Origin of the sequence: Nonomuraea antri (genome assembly GCF_013283785.1) — a bacterium.
In the GTDB taxonomy this organism is placed as follows: Bacteria; Actinomycetota; Actinomycetes; order Streptosporangiales; family Streptosporangiaceae; genus Nonomuraea; species Nonomuraea antri.
The window spans coordinates 1-17137 of sequence record NZ_JABCPZ010000001.1 but is presented as its reverse complement, the minus strand read 5'-3'; the positions used below and the strand labels follow the sequence as shown (position 1 = coordinate 17137).

The following is a 17137-nucleotide window of genomic DNA, read 5'->3' as shown; positions in this document are numbered from 1 at the left end:
ACCTTGTACGACGGGCTCGACCATGGTCGGCGCAACATCGGGCGGGTGCGCACGGCTCTGCCTGTGCTCTTCGTCCATCGGGCAAATCGTCCATAGGGCGAAGGAACAAGATCAGGCGAGCTGAGTGGTAAGGGCAGCCACACCTCCTCCACGGGGGTCAGCGTGACTGAGCGCCGAGCCGTATCGCAGAAGACTGGTGGGCGATGTCGCCGTCGTCTCCCGGAGGTATCGCATGTCCGACCGATGGTCTCGCCGCCGCGCACTCGCACTCGGAGCGGCGGCCGGTGTGGGAACGGTTCTCGGCGTCACCCGGCCCGCCGCCGCCTCCCGGGCCGGCGACGAGACGGCGTTTACCCACGTCACGGTGATCGACGTGACGACCGGACGGCGGCTGCCCGACCAGACGGTGATCGTCGGCGCGGGACGGATCGCGGCCGTCGGCCCCTATGTGGGTACCCCCGTCCCCGCGACCGCCGAAGTGATCGACCTGACCGGGAAGTTCCTGATCCCGGGGCTGTGCGACATGCACGTGCACAACTTCGGCTCGGAGAAGATCTTTCCGCCGCTCTACCTCGTGGCCGGGGTGACCACGGTGCGCGAGATGTGGGGAATGCCATTCCACCACCAATGGCGCGACCAGGTCGAGAACGGCACCCTGGCCGGTCCGCGCTGGGTCATCGGCGGCATGCTCATCGACGGGTCGCCCTCCTACTGGAACGGCCGCGGCCTGCCTTTCCACGAGGTCAAGGACGAGGCCGAGGCGCGGGCCGCCGTCCAGCGGTCGAAGCGGGACGGCGCGGACTTCGTCAAGGTCTACTCGCAGCTGTCCCGCCCGCTGTACCGGGCCGTGGTGGACGAGGCACGGCGGCAGCGGATCCCGTTCGCCGGCCACTGCCCCAACGTCGTCCCGGTCGGTGAGGCCAGTGACGCCGGGCAGAGCTCGTTCGAGCACCTGCTGGGCATGCTGTTCGCCACGTCCGACCGCGAGTCGGAATTCCTGCGGGCCGTCGCCGACGCCGCCATCGACCCGGTGGACCCGCTGCGCCAGATGAGCGCGCTCGAACTGCGGGCCGTCCGCCATCATCACCCGCGCAAGGCGGCGGCGGTCTTCGCGCGGTTGGCGCGGAACGAGTCGCGGCAGGTGCCCACGCTGGCCATGTTCGAGCGCATCGACATGCCGCAGAACGTCGCGCTCGACGACGAACGGCTGAAGTACCTGCCGGCCTCGTGGAGGCAGATCTGGAACGGCACCCTGACCGCGATCCGCCGGCAGCGCACCCCGGAGGAGAGCGCCCGGCGCCGCCGGCTGTTCCGGCACCGCCTGCGGCTCGTCGCGGCCATGGACCGCGCCGGCGTACCGATCCTGGCCGGGACGGACGGACCCGGCATCCCGTACCTTTTCCCCGGCTTCGGACTGCACGACGAGCTGGCCGTGCTGGTCCGAGCAGGGCTCAGCCCGCTGCGCGCACTCCAAGCCGCGACCGTCGAGCCCGCCCGGTACCTGGGGATGGGGCACGACCTCGGGACCGTCCAGCGTGGCAAGCTCGCCGACCTCGTGGTGCTCGATGCCGACCCGCTCGCCGACATCACCGCCACCCGACGCGTCCATTCCGTGGTCGCCCGGGGCAGATACATCTCGCCGGCGCGGCGCGCGGCGATGCTCGCGGACATCGAAGCGGCCGCGAAGGACCCGGCGGCCCAGGCGCCGCCGTTCAGCGGATGCGGTTGCCACTCCGCCCTGTGACCGAGGTGAACGTGTCGCTCAAGACGAGGCAGCAGGGTCGGCTCGGCAGGACCGCTTGTCTTCGCCGTCCAGCCAGAGCCCGTCCGACTCGACGCGATGGGAGCCCGAGCCGCCGACGTGCTCGGCGTTGATCCGCGGGCTCTTGATCACGTAGGCCGATGCCATCGCGTGTCCACGTTCCGAGGGTCCGCCAGGCCACCACCGACCCCGACCGGCGAGTCGGCTACCGGCGCCTGCGCTGCCTGTGCGTGATCAGGAACAACTCCCGTCTCCACACCCGTGTCGCCAGGGTTCGACCTTCGCACCCTCATCAACCTGGGTCCCACCCACAGCCCCGGCGCCTGAACCCTGGCCCGCACCTGACCGCCACCCGGGCAGCCTCGCAAGATCACCAGACACCTCAGGCCGGCGATGCTTCCAGCTCTCCGCGCAACCGATCAGCTGATCGGTTACGACCGTTCGAGTCGCTCTGGACGGGTCGTTGCTTGATGCCCCTCTGGCGGTAATCGGGTGGGGACGTCATCTTTGGAGCATGGGCGGGGGGCTAGCCGCGAGCCCACTGCTGAGGCAGGCGCGGCGCTCTTGCCGACTTGGCCGCGCAGATGTGCGAACTGCCGAACTCGCACGTAATGAGGAGTCCGGGAACATGGGGAAGCCACTTTCGGACGTGGACCACCTCGCACGACAGCGAGAGCTGGGCCACCTCGCCCTGACACACCGGCCCAGCACGTCCAGCACGCCCGGCCGCGGCCTCCTCGTCATCGCCCTTCTCGCCCCCATATCGCTCATGAGCGGTGTCGGCCTGTGGTCCGAGGGGTCTCCGGCAGCCGGATCGGTCATGGTGCTGCTGTCCGTCGTCGCGCTGGCGAGTTGCGGCATGCTCTATCGCCGTGCCCGCCGCAAGCTGCCGGTCCTGCACTGCTTCCAGCGTGGTGTGATCCTGCGCGAGAGCGGCGGCCGCCTGTGCGGCTACGTGTGGTCGGAGGTGGACGTCGAGATCCGAAAGACGGAGACGGACCTTCCCCCTTGGGGCACGGCCGAGCCGGACATGTTTCTGCGCAGCAAACACGACGGCAAGCTGCTGGCATCCGTGCGTGACCCGGACAAGAAGAAGCAGCTCACAGAGCTGATGGCAGGCTAGGACCTGTTTTCATCACTGAGCTCATGACGCCGGATCACCTCACGATGATCTCCTGTCCAGATCACCTTTGCAGGCAGGCCCTTGGCCACCGCGCGGAAATCGTCGCCGGCCACCGCGCCCCCTCCTGAATAGCAGCCAAGGCACCACGACGCCCCCGCGCTCCGCACCGGAGGCGTCGTCATGCCGCTCGCACGTCTCAGTCGCTCACAAATGCGTTGTAGCCCACAGGGTCTCCCCGGGAAGCTGAGCATCGACACCAGATGGGCGTCAACGGCGTCGACGACCGGGATGATCCAAAAAATCGATCTGCCCACAGCGGATCCGCCGCAGGCAGATCGCGTCACCCCTGGCCCGAATCGCCTCCCATGATGGACGCATGAGCGAAGAATCAAAACTTCCGCTGTTCAACGCGCAGGTAAGGCGCGAGCTTTATGAGCAGCGCGTCCTCGTTCTCGACGGCCCTCTCGACGATGACAACGGGACACTGCTGGCCACGCAATTGATGGCACTCGCCACGCAGGACGCGTCGACCGACATCGCATTGTGGATCCACTCCCCGGGCGGCTCGGTTCCCTCGATGCTGGCGATTCGTGACGTCATTCGTCTCGTACCCTGCGACGTGTCGACCCTCGTGCTGGGCATCGCCTACAGCGCCGGGCAATTCCTGCTCTCCTCTGGGGCCCGCGGGAAGCGCCGCGCCCTGCCGCATTCACGCGTCCTGATGCACCAGGGCTCGGCGGGAATCGGCGGCACCGCGGTCGACATCGAACTGCAGGCCAACGACCTTCGGCATACGCGCGACACGGTGCTCGGCCTCATCGCCGAGGACACGGGGCAATCCGTCGAGCGCATATTCGAGGATTCCCTGCACGACCGTTGGTACACGGCGCAAGAAGCGCTCGACTACGGCTTCATCGACGCGATAGTGCAGAACTTCGACGAAATCGCACCTCACCATCGCCCGCGGCCCGGATTCGGCGTTTCCGAAGGAGTCGGCAAGTGACCAGCTATACGATCCCGAACGTCATCGCCCAGAATCCTCGCGGCGAGCGGATCATGGATGTCTACTCGCACCTGCTCACCGAGCGAATCGTTTATCTGGGCACCGCCATTGACGCGGGCGTCGCGAACGCGCTCATCGCGCAGCTGATCTTTCTGGAGTCGGACAACCCCGATGCCGAAATCCAGTTCTATATCAACTGTGAAGGCGGTGACCCGAGCGCGATGCTCGCGATCTACGACACGATGCGCCATATCCGCCCGCGGGTTTCGACCACCTGCGTTGGGCAGGCCGTCGCCGTGGGTGCCGTCCTTCTCGCCGCAGGCGCCGAGGGAAAACGCGCCGCCCTCCCACACGCACGGGTGATTCTGCACCAGCCGGCCGCTCAAGGACGCGGAACGATCCCCGACCTCATCCTGCAGGCCGACGAGGTCGTACGCGTCCGAGCGGACATCGAACGCATCCTGTCACGCCACACCGGCCAGACGATCGAGACCCTACGCGCCGACACCGATCACGATCGCGTGTTCACCGCGACCGCGGCCCTGGAGTACGGGCTCCTCGACCAGATCATCGAGGAGCACGCATAGCCTGTGGACACCCCGGCGCGCCGCGCTATGCGGCCAGAGCGTACGCCGTCGCCGCCGAGCAGGTAGCACCTCTCGACACGCTGTGCTGGGCGGTGCGCAGGTTCTCGGCCACGGCAAGGGTCAGATCGACCAGGGTCACATCCAGCGCGCCGGCGACCGCGGCGATCATCTCGCTCGACGGCTCTTTGAGCCCTCGTTCTATCTCGGAGAGATATTGCGGCGAGACTCCGGCGCGACTCGCCGTGTCGCTCAACTTCTCGCCCCGCTCATGACGCATGCCTCTCAGACACTCACCGAGCGCCTGCCTCCACAGCGGCTCGCGAACCGGAGAGAACTCGGGGGCGGACCGATCTTCGATCGCTGGGCGCAGGGGCGGGATGAAGGAGGCCATGCTTTACACCATAGGGAGACGTCACGTTCGCGTCCTGTGGGCTTCGCGTAGAGCAGAACCAGCCCCTGCCCCCTCCGCCCGCCTTCGTCCATCCCCCGACGAGCCCGTCCACGACAGCGTTCGCGAACGCCGGAGGCAGGCCGGCTTGAACGTATGGAGGCCGCTGCTCGTTCCGCTGGTCCAGCGGACTGGGCATGGTGTTGAACTTTGCCGTGGTGCAGGGTCGACGGCTGGGAAAGCAGGAATATCGCCTGGCATCGGCTTGCCACGGTCGAGGCTTACGGGGAGGGCCGCCTGCGGCCGCCGAAGGTGACGGGTTCGCTCCAGGCCTTGCTGGAGCTTCCCCGACAGGTTTGTCGTAGCAGTACCAGTCGCCCTTCGTTCCGCGCCGGAGGTCGATCTCACTGCCGCCGCATCTGCCGCACGGCGATGGAGAGCCGAAGTCGGTGGCGTGCTCGTGTTCGAGGAGCCTTCTGGCGAAGTGGGCGCCGTGCATAGTCAGGGTTCTGCTCTGCGACAGGATGTTCCGGCTGCCGAGCATGACGGTCCGCTCGTCGCTGATCGCAATCTTCTGGTGCATGCAGTTCACGGATCGCGGACGACGACAACGATCCGGACACCGCGCTCGGCCGCCTCCGTGCGGCTGGGGAGCAGTTGGAGCACACGCTGCGCCACCCAGGGCCGTCCAGAGCCGGAGAGAGTGCTTGGCGTTGCGGATGACGGCGTCGAACACGGGGTAGAAGCCAACGTAGGTGTTGACGTTGTCCCAGATCAGCACGATCGGCCCTCGAACCGCTGGTGGACGGTATCCAGCAGATGGGCGTAGCCGCTCTCGTCGAAGCCTTCGCATTCGTTCTTGCGGCGCCGGTAGATCCTCATCCGGTAGATCAGCCGGGTCTGCTGGTTCGCGCCGCCGTTGTAGCAATTCCGCTCGTTGGAGACGTCGTGGCGTGCGGAACCGAAGCGCAGGCGAAGACGCTGATGATTCGAGTTCTGAGCTCCGCAGAATCGCTCGCCGCGACTGGTACGCTTCCGGAAATCTTTGGATAAGTAACCGATCTCTGGTCCGTAGCAGAAGGCATAGGTCGATGCGTCGTTTATCAGTGCTCTTATCCGCCCTACTCATCGGCCTCGCCGCGGCGCTCGCCAGGCCAGTTCCGGCCGAGGCCGCCATTCCCGATGTGGTGCGCGCCGTACAGCAGCAGCTCGTTAAAGGTGCGAGCATAAAGTTCACCCAGTACGGAACCGTCACGCTCAATGGCAGGAACAGATCCGCCAATAATATGGCCCGGGTGTTCCGCTTCAACCCGGTCCAGGACGGAAGGCTGCAACTGGGCAGGAACGGAGTCACCGCGGTAGGCCTCACCCGCCGGGTGGACTTCGACAGGGAGAACCTCCCCCTCGCCAAGGAACACGCCGCCGAAGGGGATCTGGTCGCGAAAAGCCTGGTCATCCAGACCCAGTCGCACCGCTGGGTCAACACAGGTGGCTGGTTCTACAACACGGGGCGGTTGTGGACCGCCGGCCTGCCCGAGGGAAAGACCTGGGCGCGGCGTGGAAAGGGCACGCCCGCGGCCACGGCCTTCCGTGACCAGGTCATCAACATCTTCGAGATCGGAACGCTCAAGGCGCTGATCGCCGACGCCGACGAGCGAAAGTTCGGCCTGCCGAATCCGGCCGGTAAAACCCCGGCCATGAGGAAGACTGGATGGTATTCGGGCTCCATCACCTTCGGCGAACTGTACGACTTGTCGCCCACATTCCGTGAAGTAGCCGGGAAGCGACCCGACACGAGTATCGCGAACAGGGCCATTGGCTGGCGCATCATTTTCGACGCGAATGGCCTGCCCTTCCAGTTCGGGTCGGGCTGGAGCGTCGAGGACAAACGGAAGAGCGCCGACGGCGGCGGGGCTACGATCAAGGTCGTGTCGTGGGGCCCCGCCACGACGATCGCACGACCCAAGCCGGCCCAGGTCGGCGTCGTCCGCGCTCCCGCCGGAGGCCTGCCGGCGTTCGACAACATGGTCGAAATGATCAAAGCTGCCCTATAGCGCGGAAATCGGCTGTGGACGGCAGGCGGCCGCCTGCGCCCCAAATGCCGGGGCGTCCATCGCGAAGCCGTCGTAGCCGCCGACCTGCTTACCCGCGAACGCGGAGCGCTGCCGATGCTGCCTGCGCCGCCGCTAACGGTGAGTGGGTGCCCGGATGCCAGAACCAGCCGGGTTGCACCAGCGCCAGACCTCCAAGGCGTCCAGCCCGCCGAAGTGGATCCGAGTCGAGTAGCTGTTCTGGAGGGCCATGGGCTTGCAGGGCGCGCATGTCGGAGAGGAGGTGAACCCCCATGCGCCTGGCCGGGGGCCACAGGTTCGCCGACTTGAACTCTCATTGCAAAGAGAAAGCAAAAGCGCCAGGTCAGAGGCCCGGCGCCCTCTATGAAACTGGTCTCCGAGGGTTGAGCACCACCGGTCGCACATGGCCCACCCCGATCAGTGGTTACGCCCATCACATTCGCATTGGTTGATGTCCTAATGAGCCGCCCACCTGAGCGCCACGCTCGGCCGAGGTTTCACCTGAGCAGCATCGCTTGCGTACGAACGTTGCTTCTCCCACCGCGTCCTAAGGGCTGTTTCTTAGATCTGGGGACGGTTTGTGGTGAGGCTGTCACGATGAGTGCATGGGGCGTGGTGACTTAACAAACGCCGAGTGGGAACGACTGAGGCCGCTCCTGCCCGAGGGCGGCCTTCGTGGCGGACGATGGAACGACCACCGCCAGACGATCAACGGCGTGTTGTACCGAGCCCGCACCGGGCTGCCCTGGCGTGACCTGCCCGAACGCTTCGGTTCCTGGATCACGGTCTACAAGCGGCACCGCCGCTGGTCGGCCGATGGCACCTGGCAGCGCCTGCTGACCGCGATCCAGGCCGGGCAAGACGCCGAGGGCCGCCTGGACTGGAACATCGCCGTGGACTCCACCACCGTACGAGCGCACCAGCACGCCGCCGGCGCGCCCCGCACCTCACCTCCCGCGCTGCCCATGCCCGGGCGGCAAAAGGGGGAGGCTACCGGGACAAACCGGGGCGATCCGGTGCTGGCCGGCCTGGCCGCCCGGCTGGCGGAGGTGGTCAAACTGGGGAGTGCCTAGGCCGTTCCCGCGGCGGCTTCACCACCAAGATCCACCTGTCCGCGGACGGCCGCTGCCGGGCCCTGTCCCTGCTCTTGACTCCGGGCCAGTACGGCGACAGCCCCCAGTTCCGCACTGTGCTCCAGGCCATCCGGATCCCGCGGCTGGGACCTGGCCGCCCGCGCAGCCGACCGGACCATCTGAGCGCGGACAGGGGCTACTCCTCCCGCGCCAACCGCGTCCACCTGCGCCGCCGCAAGATCCGCCACACCATCCCCGAACCCCGCGACCAGCGCGCCAACCGGCGCCGGCGCGGCTCGGCTGGGGGCCGGCCCACCGGCTTCGACGCCGAGCGCTACAAGGGCAGGAACGTCGTCGAACGAGCGATCAACCGGCTGAAGAACTTCCACGCCGTCGCCACCCGCTACGACAAGCGCGCCTACATCTTCCTCGGCACCGTCACCCTGGCCGCCCTCATCATCTTGCTTCGCACCTGATCTAAGAAACAGCCCCTAGGCGGTGCCGAACGGTGGGCACCATCATCACGCCGTCGACGTGGCCGCGTACGGTGATAGCGGGGTCATGGTGGGCGCCGAGACCGTGGCGTCGCGAGATGTGACTTGAACTGGGTGGTTCAGGTGATTACCGCTCACCCCGGCCGCATCGGCCAGCACGCCGTCACGTCGAGGTGCAATGGCGAATGCATGCTGGCCACTCGAGACGGAAGCGCCACCCCGGCAGGGGCCGCCAACTGGTCAATGAACCATGACCACGGGCACACCGAGCACCGTGTCGTCGGGCTCTGCTTTAGGTCACCCTTATGGTGATCGTGTGACGCAACTCACACCAAGTTGATCGAAGTTGACTGCCTGACTAGAGGGTTGCGTCTGAACAGGCAGCATGTAAAGACCTTGACTACGTCCTGACTAGACGTGTCGGGAAAGTGACGTTCTCTGCATTGACCGAACTTCGTTCCTCGATCAACCTCCGATTGATCGTCCTTCGTCGCCTTTAAGTATCCAAGGCCCTTTCGTCGAGGTCTGTGTCAGCGTGCCATGAAGGGTGTGCAGAATGCGCGGTCGTCACTTACGGATCCGATTAGTGGCTTTCGTCGTTGGCCTTGTGACGCTGGTGTTGATTTCCAGCGTTGGAGGTCCCGTTCAACTCATCGACACGGCGGTAGCTGCCGCGACCAACCCCGAGCCACAGGTTGACGCTCAGCCGGTGCCAACAAGAAGGGCAGCCAAGGGGGCAGAGGAATCTTCGCTGGAGGTGACGCGGAAGAAGCCGGTGTGGCCAGAGCCGGGAAAGGCCGAGGTCAACGTTCCAGAGGCGGGCAAGCTGGCCGAGGCGGGGGCGCTGCCGGTGCGGGTAGGCCAGGTGGAGGGTGCCGAGCTGGACAAGGTGACGGTGGAGACGCTGGCGCCCGAGATCGCGGCGAACCTGGGCGGGGTTGGCCTGGCTGCACGGCTGACCCGGGCCGACGGCGGGACAGCGCCGGGCAAAGCACGAGCGGCGTTCTCCTACGCTGAATTCCGGGACGCCCATGGCGGCCAGTTCGCTTCCCGGCTGCAGGTGGTCCGGCTGCCGGCGTGCGCCGTACAGGCGCCGCGGCCGCGGTCGTGCGTCATACGGCCGACGGTGGTGCCCTCGGTTAACGACCTGAAGGCGGGCACGCTGACCGCCGACGTGGAAGCGACCCCGACCGGCGCCGCCGAGTTGCAGGTCAAGCCATCGGTGCTGGGCAAGGACCGCAAGGCGGACGCAACCAAGGCAGCCGATGATCGGTTGGCGACGCAGCTGACGGCTGGTTCGGTGTATCTGCTGGCGGCCGACCTGACCGGGCCGGACGGCAATTGGGGCGCCACCGATCTGAAGCCGTCGGGCACTTGGCAGGCTGGCACGTCCGGAGGCTCGTTCGACTATGACGTTCCGTTGCCGGAACCCCCTGTAGTGGCCGGTGGTGGGCCGGATCTGTCGCTGCAGTACGACGCCTCCTCGGTCGACGGCCAGGGGGATTGGACCAACAACCAGTCCAGCGCGGTTGGAGCGGGCTGGGACCTGAGCGCGGGGTATATCGAGCGGCGTTTCCGCCGCTGTGATGTGTGGACCTATTACGACGACAACACTGCCGAACTGGTGTGGATCGCCGAAGAGAGCAAGGCCGGAGACGCGCTGTGCTGGGAGTCGCCGGACGAGACCGTGACCGGTGCAGACCGTACACAGTCGGAGCTGGTGCTGAGCGTGGGCGGCCGGTCGGCGCAGATCGTCAAGACCACAGCAGGGATATGGAAGACGGTCCCGGACTTCGGTTGGAAGATCGAGCAGGTGGCGGGAGGCGCGGACGGCAACGCCTATTGGAAGATCACCGATCGGGAGGGGCAGGTCTGGCGGTTCGGCGCCACCAGGGATGCCCAATGGCAGGTCCCCTACGTCGGCGACGAGAACGGCGAGCCGTGCTTCGACCGGTACTGGAACAACATCATCCCGCCCACCTGTAACACGGTGTGGCGGTGGAATCTGGATCAGGAGGTCGACCGCAACGAGAACGTGATCGACTACTCCTACAGCAGGGATGTCAACCACTTCTGCCTGCCCTCGTGCACCGACGAGGTGTATGAGGTGCTGCCGTACGATCGGGCCGGGTTCCTGTCCTCGGTGACGTGGGGGCACAACACCCAGGTGGCGGGCAGCGTGCCGACCGCGCGGATGACGTTCACCACCGGGGCGCGTACCGGGGACGACGTGCCCACCGACCTGCAGTGCGCGCAGGCGGCGGGCTGCGCGAACGACGCGATTTCCTTCTTCTCCACGCGCCGGCTCGCCTCGGTGCAGACCGAGTCCCGCAACCCCACCTTCGGAGCGTGGGACCCGGTGGACCGGCTCGACCTCACCCACACCTGGGTGTACCAGCGCACCGACCAGGGGCTGCCGTGGGACGCGGCGATGTGGCTGGACACTGTGCAGCAGACCGGCCAGGCCGCCTCGCCGAACGTCACGCTGCCGCCGCTGGACTTCGACGCGGTGATGCTGGCCGGCCGGATGGACTACATCAGCGACTCCGACTGGCAGGACCAACTGTCCTGGCGGATGGTGCCGCGCATCGCGGCCATCAAGAACGGCATGGGTGGCCGGGTCGAGGTCACCTACGGCCAGGCGGACCCGTGCGGCGGCGCCAAGGGCCGCGATGGCTCCAACTATCACAACGACCAGACGGGTGATTGCTACCAGGTCAACATGGGCAGCGACCCAGAGGGCGGCTACGAGGCCTGGGCCCGCTTCTACAAACAACTCGCCACCAAGGTCGTTGAGCGCGACATGGTCGCCGGCTCCCCGGACGTGACGTACGCGTATGAGTTCCTGGGCAGTCCGCGCTGGACCAGCCCCCTCCAGATCGCCGAGCCGGGGCTGGCGCCGGCCGGCTCGGACTGGCGCGGTTACGGGCAGGTGCGCACCATCAAGGGTGCGGGCACCGACCCAGCCGGTTACACCGTGACCACCCGGACATTCCTGCGCGGCAGTGGACAGCAAGTCACCAACTTCGACGGTGTAACCATCACCGATGTGCCGCTGCTGCAAGGCCAAGTGCTGCAGGAGCAGGACTGGGAGATGACCTCGTACAGCCCTCGCGCCTATACCGAGGTCGGCTCCACGCGATGGGAGTACACCATTGAGGAGACGGGTACCGGGCCCGGTGGCATAAATCCTGCCTATGTCCTCCAGACCCGAGAGCGTTCGAGGCTGAAGGTCACCGGCGGCACCTGGCGCTACGCCGATGAGCGGATTCATCACAACGCCGATGGATTGCCGGACATGGTCAACGACTATGGCCAGGAGGGTATAGCCACCGACAACTCCTGCACCAGCACTAAGTACGCCCGCAACGCCAGTTCCGGCCAATGGCTGATCAACTTCCCGTCCGTGGTGGAGAGGCGCTCGGGCGACGATTGCACATTCGGAAGCCTGATCAACAAAACGGTCACTCTGTACGACCAGGGCACTGACCCTGCCACGAACAAGCCCAGTGACGGCAACGCTACAGAGACCCGGTCATACGCCAACGCCAGCAGTGTTTCCACTACGAAGGCCATTTTCGACGACTACGGCCGGACGCGGACTGCAACCGATCCGCTCGGCAAGATCACGACCACGACGTACACCCCGGCTATTGGCTGGCCGAAGGATGGCGTTGTGGTGACGAACCCGCTCGGCTACATCATCAACACCCGACTGTCCCACACACTCGGTGAACCCACCTCGGTGACCGACGCGAACGGCAAGACCACTGAGATGGACTATGACGGGTTAGGGCGGACGACCCAGTTGTGGAAGCCGAGCCAGCCACGCAGTGGCGGCACGCCGAGCGCCACCGTCACCTACGACATCGACTGGGATGGCTGGCGGGGGCAGCCGACCACGCCAATCAAGACCACCGTCAAGCAACTGCTGATGGGTAGTGGCACCCAGGCCAAATGGACGGCGACATCCAGCTATGACGACGGCTTCGGTCGTACGCGAGAGACCCAGACCGCCTCCCCCAGCGGCGGCCGGATCGTCATCGCGACAACCTATGACGGGCGCGGCCTTGCCGGGACGATCTCCGAGCCGACGTACAATGATGAGGCACCGGGCAGCGGACTGCTGAACCCGAATCTGACCAGCCTGCCGCAGTGGACCAAGACCGTATATGACGGGCTGGAGCGGCCCACTGCCGTCATCGCCTACCACGAGGGCACCGAACTACGGCGTACCACCACCACCTACCCTGGCGGCGATCGCACCGAGGTCACCCCGCCGGTCGGCGGCAAGACCGCCACGGCCACCGATGTCTACGACCGGGTCGTCAAGGTCGAAGAGTGGTCGGATGCCACCAACCACGCCGACACCACCTACGGATATGACCTCAACGACAACCTGACCAAGATGACGGACGCCAACGGCAACGTCCGCACCTACACCTACGACTGGCTTGACCGACGCATTACTGCGTCGGACCCAGACGCGGGCACGTCCAGTCACGGGTACGACCTGGCAGGCCGACAGATCTGGAGTATCGACGGCAAGGGTCAGAAGGTCTCCACTACCTATGATGACCTAGGCCGCCGCACCAGCCAGTGGGCCGGTGAGCCGAACACTGGCATCAAGCTTGCCGAATGGGCCTACGACACCGTCGTCAAGGGACAGCCCGACGCTGCCATTCGCTATACCAACGGCCAGCCGTACACACAAACGGTAACCGCCTACGACAACGATTACCGGCCAACCACCACCAAGATCACCGTTCCCGCCGTGGAGGAGGATCTGGCTGGTGACTACGTTTTCACATTCTCCTACGACGCTGCCGGCAACCTCCGCGAACAGGGTGTGCCCGCAGCCGGTGGCCTAACCGCCGAGAAACTCACCTACGGCTACACCGATCTCGGCTTCGCCAAGAGCCTCACTTCAGACCTGGGCAACTTCACCTACATCAAGGACACCACCTTTACCCGGACTGGGAAGCTGGAGGCTCGCTTACTCGGCGCCAACGGTCAGATCGAACGCGTCCTCGAGCGTGACCCGACCACCGACTGGCTCTCCCGCGTCACCACCCAGACCAAGGCCGATACCGCGACCCCCGAGACCGTTCAGGACGACCGCTACAGCTACAACATCGGCGGAAGCATCACCCGTGTGCTGGATGCCGCCTCCGCCATTCCCGGCACCATGGACGGCCAGTCCGAATGCTTCACCTACGATGGCCTACTCCGCCTCAAGACCGCCTACACCACCACCGCCGGCTCCTGCACCGGCAGCGGTGATGCCAAGGGCCTCGACCCTTACAGCCAGGCCTACGCCTACGACAAGGTCGGCAACATCACCACGCTGACCGACAATGGTGAGACCGCTACCTACACCTACCCGGCCCCTGGGGCCAACGCGGTCCGCCCGAACGCCGTCACCACCATCACCCGGCCCAACGGCGCCGACACATACACGTACGACAACAATGGCCAGCTCACTGCCCGCACGGTGGCGGGTGAACAGGCCAGCTTCGGCTGGAACCACCTCGGTCAGCTCACACAGGCCACCGTCGACGGCCAAGAGACCCATATGGTCTACGACGCCGCCGGCGATCGGCTGATCCGCCGCGACCCGGACAGCAGCGCGACTCTCTACCTCGGCGGGATGGAACTACGCCTGTCAAACGGCCAGGTCAGTGGCAAACGCTACTACGCCGCCAGCGACGGCTCCATGGTCGCCATGCGTGACACCACCAATGTCACCTGGTTGTTTCCCGGAAACCACGGCAGCGCCCAGCTCGCTGTCAATAACTCCACCGGCTCGGTCAGTCGCGAACGCTACCTGCCCTTCGGCCAGCGCCGGGGCAGCGACGACCTGCCTTTCACCGACAGAGGTTTCCTAGGCAAGACAGAGGACGCCTCTACCGACCTGACGTATCTGGGTGCTCGTTACTACGACCCGGCCATCGCCAAGTTTATCTCCACCGACCCGGAACTTGATCTGCGCACCCCCGAATGGGCAAACGCCTACTCGTACGCCGCCAACAATCCCATCGACCTCGCTGACCCTGATGGCCGACGTGTGGACACCGGGACCCGGGAATCCGACGCGGCCTTCTACAAGACGCACCGTCCGAGCGGGCAGAGGAAGAAAAATTGGGAGCTTGAGCTTGAGAAAAAGCACAAGCAAGCCGTAGCAGCCCAGGAAAAAAAGATCAAGGCAGCTAAGAAAAAGGATGAAAACGTCCCAAAGATTCGCCTGGACTGTCACCAAGGAAAGTGCAGCAGCGAGCCTGAGTTCTCACCGCTCGAGATTGCCTTGTTTACCTGGCTAAAGAACTATTACGACCTCGTCACGGTAGGTACTACATGCGCGCAAAACCCGAATAACAAGTGCCTCGAAGCGCTGGCCGACGCGAAATTCAAAAATCCTCGCAAAAAGGCCAGGGACTGCAACAGTTTCGTGCCAAAGACCGAAGTACGCATGGCAGATGGCACCGCCAAGCCCATCGAGGAGGTGCGGGTCGGAGACAAAGTTCTCGCGACCGATCCACACACGGGAGAGACCGCTGCGAAATCCGTGGTGAAGACGCTCACCAGCATAGGTAGCAAGTCGCTGGTGTCCGTCACCATAGACACGGATGGCACCCGCGGCGATGAGACTGACACCATCGTGGCCACCGATCAGCACCCGTTCTGGGCACCGGAACAGGGTCACTGGATGGATGCCGGCCAGCTTCAGCCTGGCATGTGGCTGCAGACCGCCGCCGGAACCTACATCCAGATTACGGCCATAACGCGGGAGGGACGTCCGGCGCAGCGTGTCCACAACCTCACTGTCGCGGACCTTCACACGTACTACACCGCCGCGGGACAGGCAGACCTCCTCGTCCACAACAGCTACTGCCCACCCGATGACGAGGAGGGGCTGGACAAGGCCGCAACCGCGGCACGCGAGTTCGAAGAGCCCGGAGGTATGACGGGGGCACTCTATCTGCCGGACCGAGAGAAGCCGGTACCTCTGTCGACGGGTCGCCGGAATCTACACCCGAACTATCTGAACAACCTTCCCAAGGGCGCCAAGAAGTCCAATTACCATCACCTGGAGGCACAAGCCGCCGGGGCTCTACGCGCCAATCCCAATCTCGATGAGGCTTTCCTCTACATCAGCGGCAAGTACATCTGCGGCGCTTGCAAGGACAGCTTGGAGGATATGCTGCCGCCAGGTAAGAAGTTGAGAGTCACCTGGCGGGACGGCGCGGGGAACATCCAAAGCAGGACCTATACAGGTGCAGATGACTAGTCACCGATGGTATCTGATGAATGTTCGGGAGGCGGGCGTGAATGCTGCGCCCGCCTCCCGAACATGTTACCGCGACTTGCTCCACCGTATCGATGCAATCCGATCCAGATAGGAAAGACGCTCCACGTCACTCGCCGCAATACGGAGATCAGCATACCCGGGCTTTGTCTCCCACGTGCAGAGATCCATGGTTGGCGACACCTCGGCCACCAGCGCTGTCCCCATGAAAACCCGATGGCCAGGACTGGGCCACCGCCATTCGCCGAGTGCGACCTCATCCAGCGGCGTCAGGATGTCAGTCACGAAGCGCTCTTCCACGTTGTCATACTCGCGCCACGCCCGAGCGTTATAAGTTGCTTCACTCAGGGCGTTATGGACGAGGAGTTCCGGGAGGAATTCCGTGGCTCGATCCCACCTCCCGCCGAGTTCTGCTTCGTACACTACATTTGTCTTGTCCGTATCGAATGCCCAGAGCCAGTCGCCGGTGGGGTCCTCCATGAAAATGGCCTTACCGTCTTCCGCTTCTATCTCTTCGGGACGCCGCATTCGTTTCAACCTCATGAACGGTTCACTCCATTGAGAGGTGAGCTCGAACCATTGCTTCAGAGGCTCAGGAAGCCAGCGATGAGAGGCGCCCAGCGGACTTGGGTTTGCATCCGGCGGGCCTGTCCAATCCACGAAAAATCGGAATAGATCAATACTCATCGGATCGATCATCGCATCATTATGACACGTGGACCTCGCAAGACCGGGATCGGTGGAGTCGTCCACTTCCGCCTGCCCTTCCGTGCTCAGGGGGCTTGCTGCTGTGGTAGGAGAGTACGGGTGAGCGAGCGAGCGCACCTTGCGTAATCAATATGCTACCGATAGTGAGGATGAGTTGTCGTTGACATCCTCGGGCCCGCCGAGACCGCGTCTCTATGCCGCGTTCCGTAGTTCGTAGGCACATGCGATCAGTCGGCGGGATGATGTCGCAGGTGGTGGTCGGAGATCGGTCGGTCCGGCGGTCCGTGGCATCGGAGGTCGATCACCTGTGGGTCGCAGTCGGCCGGCCCAGCTCATGGGATCTCCAGAGGTTTGAGATCGGGTTCCGCTTTGGCGTCGAAGAAAGGCAACCGGCGTCGGGCCTGGCGATGGGGCCTCCACCAGGTGTTGCTCTCCCCGGGCCACCTGGGCATCCTGCACGCCCTCGGAACACCGAGGGCTCGCCCGACGAGGGCGCCGAACGCGACGGCCAGCAGGAAGTAGGCCGGCATCAGCAGCGGCATGAAGTACGCCGCCACGAGGAGCTGGGGAACGACGTAGGTGAGGACGATGACACCGCAACTCCCCACCACCCCCAGCACC

The 17137-nt window shown here is 65.1% G+C and carries 10 protein-coding genes and 1 pseudogene; 7 read left to right on the top strand and 4 right to left on the bottom strand.

All coding sequences use genetic code 11. The features are described from left to right. The first annotated feature begins 286 nt into the window (after positions 1-286). Positions 287-1744, top strand: coding sequence for an amidohydrolase family protein (locus HII36_RS00050; RefSeq protein ID WP_328807530.1), 1458 nt, complete (start codon positions 287-289; stop codon positions 1742-1744). A gap of 18 nt (positions 1745-1762) precedes the next feature. Here the strand turns inward: HII36_RS00050 and HII36_RS00045 are convergent, their stop codons facing one another. After that, complete coding sequence (locus tag HII36_RS00045) at positions 1763-1909, bottom strand: hypothetical protein (protein ID WP_173520909.1); 147 nt, start codon at positions 1907-1909, stop codon at positions 1763-1765. 673 nt (positions 1910-2582) lie between these two features. Between HII36_RS00045 and HII36_RS00040 the strand changes: the two genes are divergently transcribed. The 3 genes from HII36_RS00040 (at position 2583) to HII36_RS00030 (ending at position 4475) form a co-directional block, all read left to right on the top strand. Further along, positions 2583-2885: a hypothetical protein gene (locus tag HII36_RS00040; RefSeq protein ID WP_173520908.1), complete on the top strand. Its 303-nt coding sequence runs from the start codon at positions 2583-2585 to the stop codon at positions 2883-2885. 376 nt (positions 2886-3261) lie between these two features. After that, positions 3262-3888, top strand: a complete 627-nt coding sequence (locus HII36_RS00035) for a ClpP family protease (protein WP_173520907.1) — start codon at positions 3262-3264, stop codon at positions 3886-3888. After that, entirely contained in the window at positions 3885-4475 is a 591-nt protein-coding gene (locus HII36_RS00030) for a ClpP family protease (RefSeq protein WP_173520906.1), read from the top strand. The genes HII36_RS00035 and HII36_RS00030 overlap by 4 nt, the downstream gene beginning before the upstream one ends. 25 nt (positions 4476-4500) lie before the next feature. Here HII36_RS00030 and HII36_RS00025 read toward each other — a convergent pair whose 3' ends face one another. Then, on the bottom strand, positions 4501-4866 hold the full coding sequence (locus tag HII36_RS00025) for a helix-turn-helix domain-containing protein (protein WP_173520905.1): 366 nt from the start codon (positions 4864-4866) through the stop codon (positions 4501-4503). 1103 nt (positions 4867-5969) lie between these two features. On the opposite strand from HII36_RS00025, the gene HII36_RS00020 reads away from it, so the two are divergent. The 3 genes and pseudogenes from HII36_RS00020 (at position 5970) to HII36_RS00010 (ending at position 15790) form a co-directional block, all read left to right on the top strand. Next, on the top strand, positions 5970-6917 hold the full coding sequence (locus HII36_RS00020; RefSeq protein WP_173520904.1) for a hypothetical protein: 948 nt from the start codon (positions 5970-5972) through the stop codon (positions 6915-6917). A 623-nt stretch (positions 6918-7540) separates the two neighbouring features. Further along, positions 7541-8484 (top strand): annotated as a pseudogene (locus tag HII36_RS00015) (IS5 family transposase). 604 nt (positions 8485-9088) lie between these two features. Further along, positions 9089-15790, top strand: coding sequence for a polymorphic toxin-type HINT domain-containing protein (locus HII36_RS00010; RefSeq protein ID WP_173520903.1), 6702 nt, complete (start codon positions 9089-9091; stop codon positions 15788-15790). A 66-nt stretch (positions 15791-15856) separates the two neighbouring features. Here HII36_RS00010 and HII36_RS00005 read toward each other — a convergent pair whose 3' ends face one another. Then, the gene (locus tag HII36_RS00005; RefSeq protein ID WP_173520902.1) at positions 15857-16507 is read right to left on the bottom strand and encodes a hypothetical protein; all 651 of its coding nucleotides are present in this window, start codon (positions 16505-16507) and stop codon (positions 15857-15859) included. Between the two features lie 341 nt (positions 16508-16848). Next, on the bottom strand, positions 16849-17137 hold a 289-nt coding region (locus HII36_RS55495), incomplete at its 5' end, for a hypothetical protein (protein WP_217368979.1).

Excerpts from the sequence above, each read along its gene's own strand:
- HII36_RS00045 (WP_173520909.1), bottom strand. The coding sequence starts at position 1,909 with ATGGCATCGGCCTACGTGATCAAGAGCCCGCGGATCAACGCCGAGCAC.
- HII36_RS00040 (WP_173520908.1), top strand. The coding sequence starts at position 2,583 with ATGGTGCTGCTGTCCGTCGTCGCGCTGGCGAGTTGCGGCATGCTCTAT.
- HII36_RS00035 (WP_173520907.1), top strand. The coding sequence starts at position 3,262 with ATGAGCGAAGAATCAAAACTTCCGCTGTTCAACGCGCAGGTAAGGCGC.
- HII36_RS00025 (WP_173520905.1), bottom strand. The coding sequence starts at position 4,866 with ATGGCCTCCTTCATCCCGCCCCTGCGCCCAGCGATCGAAGATCGGTCC.
- HII36_RS00005 (WP_173520902.1), bottom strand. The coding sequence starts at position 16,507 with ATGATCGATCCGATGAGTATTGATCTATTCCGATTTTTCGTGGATTGG.